We start from the raw sequence: 5,390 nt of genomic DNA on the forward strand, positions 1-5,390 counted from the left end.
GCCGTCAGGCTGGCCAGAAGGTCGGCCGCTCGCCCTGGCTGCAGCCGGTTATTGTTGATGAAAAGGCCGGCGAAATCGGTGACATTATCCAGGTGCGAATCACGAAGACAGGTTACAATAGCCTGTTCGCCGAATTGGCCTGAGGGGTCTCGGCAGATGAGGAGAGACGGTTGAGCGCAGCAGAGCTGAAGAACCTGCCCCCGGTACCGGCATCTGGGGCTTCTGACATGGCGCACATCGTTCTGACTTTCGACAACAACAAGCTTGCCAGCGCCCTCTACGGTCAGTTCGACGAAAACCTCGCCAGGCTTGAGCAGAAGCTGGGCGTCGACATCCGCTCGCGCGGTAACCAATTGACCATCAAGGGCTCGGCGTCAGCCGCCGAGCAGGCGCGCCGTGCGCTCGACAATCTCTACGGCATTCTCCAGAAGGGCGTCGATATAGGCCAGTCCGACGTCGACGGCGCCGTGCGCATGGCGATCGCCGCCGATGACCAGCTGACCTTGCCCACGCTGGAACGCAAGGGCAAGGTCTCCGCCGCCCAGATCGCCACCCGCAAGAAGACGATCTATGCCCGCTCGCTGAACCAGGACGCCTATATGCGGGCGCTGGAACGGTCGGAACTGGTGTTCGGCATCGGCCCGGCCGGCACCGGCAAGACCTATCTGGCGGTGGCGCATGCGGCCATGCTGCTTGAGCGCGGCATGGTCGAGCGCATCATTCTCTCGCGGCCGGCGGTCGAGGCCGGCGAGCGGCTCGGCTTTCTGCCGGGCGACATGAAGGAGAAGGTCGATCCCTATCTGCGGCCGCTCTATGACGCGCTCTACGACATGATGCCGGCCGACAAGGTCGAGCGCGCCATTGCCGCCGAAGTGATCGAGATAGCGCCGCTCGCCTTCATGCGCGGCCGCACGCTGGCGCATGCCGCCGTCATCCTCGACGAGGCCCAGAACACCACGCCGATGCAGATGAAGATGTTCCTGACCCGTCTCGGCGAGAACTCGCGCATGATCGTCACCGGCGATCCGACCCAGATCGACCTTCCCTCGAACACCAAATCGGGCCTGGTCGAAGCCTTGCGGGTGCTGGACGGCGTGGCAGGCGCGGTCACCGTGCGCTTCAACGATGGCGACGTGGTTCGCCATCCGCTGGTGGCGGAAATCGTCAGGGCCTACGACCGGGACGCCAAACTGGCGCGCGGCCTCGGCGCCGAGAATTGATCTTGACGATGCGGCTTCATGCCTGAGGACATAAGATCCGGCGGCGGGAATGTTCCCGTCGACATCGATATATCGATCGAAGCGGGCAACTGGCCCGATGAGGCAAGCCTGACGCGGCTGGTCGACCGCGCTGTCACGGCTGCTTTTGCCGAAACCGGCGTGGCGGGCCGTTCCGAACTCAGCCTCGTTTTTTCCGACGATGTCCATATCCGTACCCTCAACGCTGGCTGGCGCGGCAAGGACAAGCCGACCAACGTCTTGTCTTTCCCGGCTTTTCCGCTGGCGCAAGGCGGCCCGCTGCCGCCGATGCTCGGCGATATCGTGCTGGCCGCCGAGACGGTCGCGCGTGAAGCGGCACTGGAAGACAAGCCTGTCGAGAACCATATCACCCATCTCGTCATCCACGGCCTGCTGCACTTGCTGGGCTACGATCACGAGACCGACACTGAGGCCGAGGCGATGGAGGCCATCGAACGCGCAGCGCTCGCAAGGCTTGCCATTCCCGATCCCTACGCGTAACTACATCTGACAATTGACCGGACGACGATGAACGACAAACCAGATACTGCCGCCCGCCCCGACGCCGGCAGTGCGACCAAGGCTTCCGATACGTCGGAAGAGGGATCAAGTCCGAGTACCGTTACCCCTGGTGCTGCCAGCGTCGGCAGCGCTGCCAGCGACACATCGCCTGCTGGTCCCTCCCTGTTCGACCGCGTTTTGGGCCTGTTTCGGCAACGCAACGGAACCAGCCTGCGTGAGGAAATTGCCGGCGCGCTTGCCGAAACGACGAGCGATGCCGAATCCTTCTCGCCCGGCGAACGCGCCATGCTCAACAACATCCTGCGGCTGCGCGAGGTGCGCGTCGAGGACGTCATGGTGCCGCGGGCCGACATCCAGGGGGTCGAGATCACGACGACGCTTGGCGATCTCCTGGGCACCTTCGAACAATCCGGCCATTCACGCATGCCGGTCTATTCCGAGACGCTCGATGATCCGCGCGGCATGGTCCATATCCGTGACGTGCTGGCCCACATCACCAAGATCGCGCGCGTCAAGAAGGGCCGCACGACCAGGAAAACCCCGGCCGCCATGGTTCTCGACCTCGCCCAGGTCGACCTCGCGCGCACCATTGGCGACCTCAATCTGATCCGCCCGGTGCTGTTCGTGCCGCCGTCGATGCTTGCCTCCGATCTGATGGGCCGCATGCAGACGACGCGCACGCAGATGGCGCTGGTCATTGATGAATATGGCGGCACCGACGGCCTTGCCTCGCTGGAGGACATCGTCGAGATGGTGGTCGGCGACATCGAGGACGAGCATGACGACGACGAGCCGATGATCACCCAGAGCGGTGACGGCGTGTTCATCGTCGACGGCAAGGCCGAGATCGACGATGTTGCCAAGATGATCGGCGAGGATTTCGCCGCCGGCGAACATGGCGAATATGTCGACACCATCGGCGGCATGATCTTCAACACGCTTGGCCGCGTTCCGGCGCGCGGCGAGGTGGTGCAGGCGATACCCGGCTTCGAGTTCCACGTGCTCGACGCCGATCCGCGCCGCGTCAAGCGCGTGCGCATCGTGCAGAGCCAGAAGGGCGAGCGCCGCCGCCGCGCCGCGCGCACCGAGCAGGCATGAGCGTTACGCTCGCCCGATGACTGTCGACGACCCGTTCAAGCATCCCAGTCTGGGCTCCGGTGTTTTCTATAAGGACCCTCGTGCCGCGCTGGACTGGCTTGAAGCAGCCTTCGGCTTCGCGCGCAGCATGGTGGTCAGCGATGCCGAGGGCAGACTTGTTCACGCCGAGATGCGGTTCGGCGACAGCTACATCATCGTCGATTCCGAATGGGCCGATTATGTCGCCAGCCCGGCTTCGGTCTCGGGCAAGAACACGCAATCGGTCTATGTCAGACTGAAGGATAGCATCGACGCACATTGCGAGCAGGCTCGGGCCGCCGGCGCCGATATAATCCAGGAGCCGACAGATCAGTTCTACGGCGAGCGCCAGTATCGGGCGCGCGATCCCGAGGGCCATGTCTGGACCTTCACGCAGACCATCCGTTCGGTTCCGCGCGAGGAGGCCGAGCGGCTGGGCGGTGTTCAAATCGACGGCTGGCACCGGTAGGGCGGTGACCGGGGCTTGCGTCACGGCTTGCCATCCGGCGTTTGGAGCGCGGACCGCGGCCTGTTAAATCTTGCGTCCTGATTCGCGCGACTCGGAAGTATGCATGGAGCGCCTGGCCGGCCGGATAATTCTGCTTTGGGGTTGGCGGCGCGCGCTCGTGGCGTTTCTCGCAGGCGCTTTTGCCGTGCTTGGGCAGGCGCCCTACGATTTCTTCGCCGCCTGTTTCATCTCGTTTCCGCTGCTGGTCTGGCTGCTCGACGGCGCCACCGGTGAAGCCTCCGGCAGCCTGTTCCGGCGCCTGCGGCCGGCCTTCGCCGTCGGCTGGTGGTTCGGCTTCGGCTATTTCCTTGCCGGCCTCTGGTGGATCGGCTCGGCCCTGCTGGTTGAGGCCGACAGCTTCGCCTGGGCGCTTCCCTTCGCGGTGGTCGGCATTCCCTTCATGCTCGCCTTTTTCTACGGCTTTGCGGCCATGGTTGCCCGCCTGCTGTGGAGCAGCGATATCGGCCGCATCGCCGCCCTTGCCTTCGGCTTCGGGCTGACGGAGTGGCTGCGCGGCTTCCTGTTCACCGGTTTTCCCTGGAATGCCGTCGGCTACGCGGCCATGCCCGTGCCCTTGCTGATGCAGAGCGTCTCGGTGACCGGGATGATCGGCATGAACGCGCTCGCTGTGTTCGTTTTCGCGCTGCCGGCGCTGCTGGCCGCGCGCCGGCATCTTCGCCTCGGCGCGGCGCTGTTTGTCGTGCTTGCCGCTGCCCATGTCGGCTTCGGCTATGTCAGGCTTGCCGCTCCCGAGAAACCGGCGGCGCGCAGCCTGGACGTCCGCATCGTGCAGCCGGCCGTGGACCTGTCGGAAAAGTGGGACGCCTCGGTGCGCGACCGTATCTTCGCCACCTTGATAGGGCTGTCGGCCAAGGCGCCGGACCCTGGCCATGAAAAGCCGCAACTGATCCTGTGGCCCGAAACCTCGGTGCCGTTCCTCTTCACCGAGCGTCCGGACGCATTGACGGCACTGGGCGACATGCTCGGACCTGGCCAGATGCTGATCGCCGGCGTCGTCCGCGAGGAAGGCGGCTCGGCCGCGAATGCCGACAGCCGCTATTACAACTCCGTGGTGGCGATCGACGACAAGGGTGAAATCACTGACGCTGTCGACAAGGTTCATCTGGTGCCGTTCGGCGAATACCTGCCTTTCTCCGACCTGCTCGAGCGTTTCGGCATCGAGCAGCTGGTTGCCGGGCCGATGACGTTCGCGGCCGGCAATGAGCGGCACGCCATCACCCTGCCTGACGGCATCAGCGCACTGCCATTTATCTGTTATGAGGTGATCTTTCCCGATCTGGTGGCAGTTGACGCAACGTCAGCACAGCTTATTGTGAACGTCACCAATGATGCGTGGTTCGGCGACACGCCGGGTCCGTATCAGCATTTCAGGCAGGCCCAGATCCGTGCGGTGGAGAATGGATTGCCATTGCTGCGTGCTGCCAACAACGGCATCTCGGCCGTCGTTGATCCGCGCGGCCGCATCGTTGATGCGCTGGCTATCGACGCCCGCGGCGCCATCGATGCCCATGTCCCGATTTCCGAACAGGCGGTCATATCTCCCGGCCAACGGCGCATTAACGGAATGCTGATCATGTTGCTGTTTGCCATCGCCGCCACATTGTTGAACGTAAGGCAAAGGCTACGGGTGAATTGACAGCCTACACATTAGAAACTCATACTGTAAGCGCCTGAAATTTCTCGAAGCCGGTTGATCATTCTGTTGGGGCAGTTGCCTCCGGCTTCGTTTGGGCAGGAAAAAAATAGAGAAAGCCGAAAAAATTCGGCGAGGAAAAAATGACAGAAGACAACAAGAAGAAACCGAATCCGATTGATATCCATGTCGGCAGTCGCATCCGGCTTCGCCGCAACATGCTGGGAATGAGCCAGGAAAAGCTGGGAGAAAACCTCGGCATCACATTTCAACAGATTCAGAAATATGAAAAGGGCACCAACCGCGTCGGCGCCAGCCGTCTGCAGGCGATCGCGTCCATACTCGGCGTGCC

Annotated in this window: 7 protein-coding genes; all 7 read left to right on the forward strand. The window is 63.1% G+C overall.

What is annotated here, in order from left to right; all coding sequences use genetic code 11:
• Nucleotides 1-143 (forward strand): TRAM domain-containing protein (locus tag EN935_RS20715; protein WP_127373570.1); only part of this gene is annotated, 143 nt, incomplete at its 5' end.
• An 84-nt stretch (nucleotides 144-227) separates the two neighbouring features.
• Nucleotides 228-1,220, forward strand: a complete 993-nt coding sequence (locus EN935_RS20720) for a PhoH family protein (protein ID WP_023758127.1) — start codon at nucleotides 228-230, stop codon at nucleotides 1,218-1,220.
• Between the two features lie 18 nt (nucleotides 1,221-1,238).
• Nucleotides 1,239-1,739: an rRNA maturation RNase YbeY gene (gene ybeY, locus EN935_RS20725; protein WP_127264287.1), complete on the forward strand. Its 501-nt coding sequence runs from the start codon at nucleotides 1,239-1,241 to the stop codon at nucleotides 1,737-1,739.
• A gap of 27 nt (nucleotides 1,740-1,766) precedes the next feature.
• Complete coding sequence (locus EN935_RS20730) at nucleotides 1,767-2,858, forward strand: hemolysin family protein (protein ID WP_109666361.1); 1,092 nt, start codon at nucleotides 1,767-1,769, stop codon at nucleotides 2,856-2,858.
• A 16-nt stretch (nucleotides 2,859-2,874) separates the two neighbouring features.
• Entirely contained in the window at nucleotides 2,875-3,345 is a 471-nt protein-coding gene (locus tag EN935_RS20735) for a VOC family protein (RefSeq protein ID WP_127264285.1), read from the forward strand.
• Between the two features lie 103 nt (nucleotides 3,346-3,448).
• Nucleotides 3,449-5,041, forward strand: coding sequence for an apolipoprotein N-acyltransferase (gene lnt, locus EN935_RS20740; RefSeq protein ID WP_127264283.1), 1,593 nt, complete (start codon nucleotides 3,449-3,451; stop codon nucleotides 5,039-5,041).
• A gap of 140 nt (nucleotides 5,042-5,181) precedes the next feature.
• A partial coding sequence (locus tag EN935_RS20745) for a helix-turn-helix transcriptional regulator (RefSeq protein ID WP_164771230.1) occupies nucleotides 5,182-5,390 on the forward strand: 209 nt, incomplete at its 3' end.

Origin of the sequence: Mesorhizobium sp. M7D.F.Ca.US.004.03.1.1 (assembly GCF_003998635.1) — a bacterium.
GTDB lineage: Bacteria > Pseudomonadota > Alphaproteobacteria > Rhizobiales > Rhizobiaceae > Mesorhizobium > Mesorhizobium loti.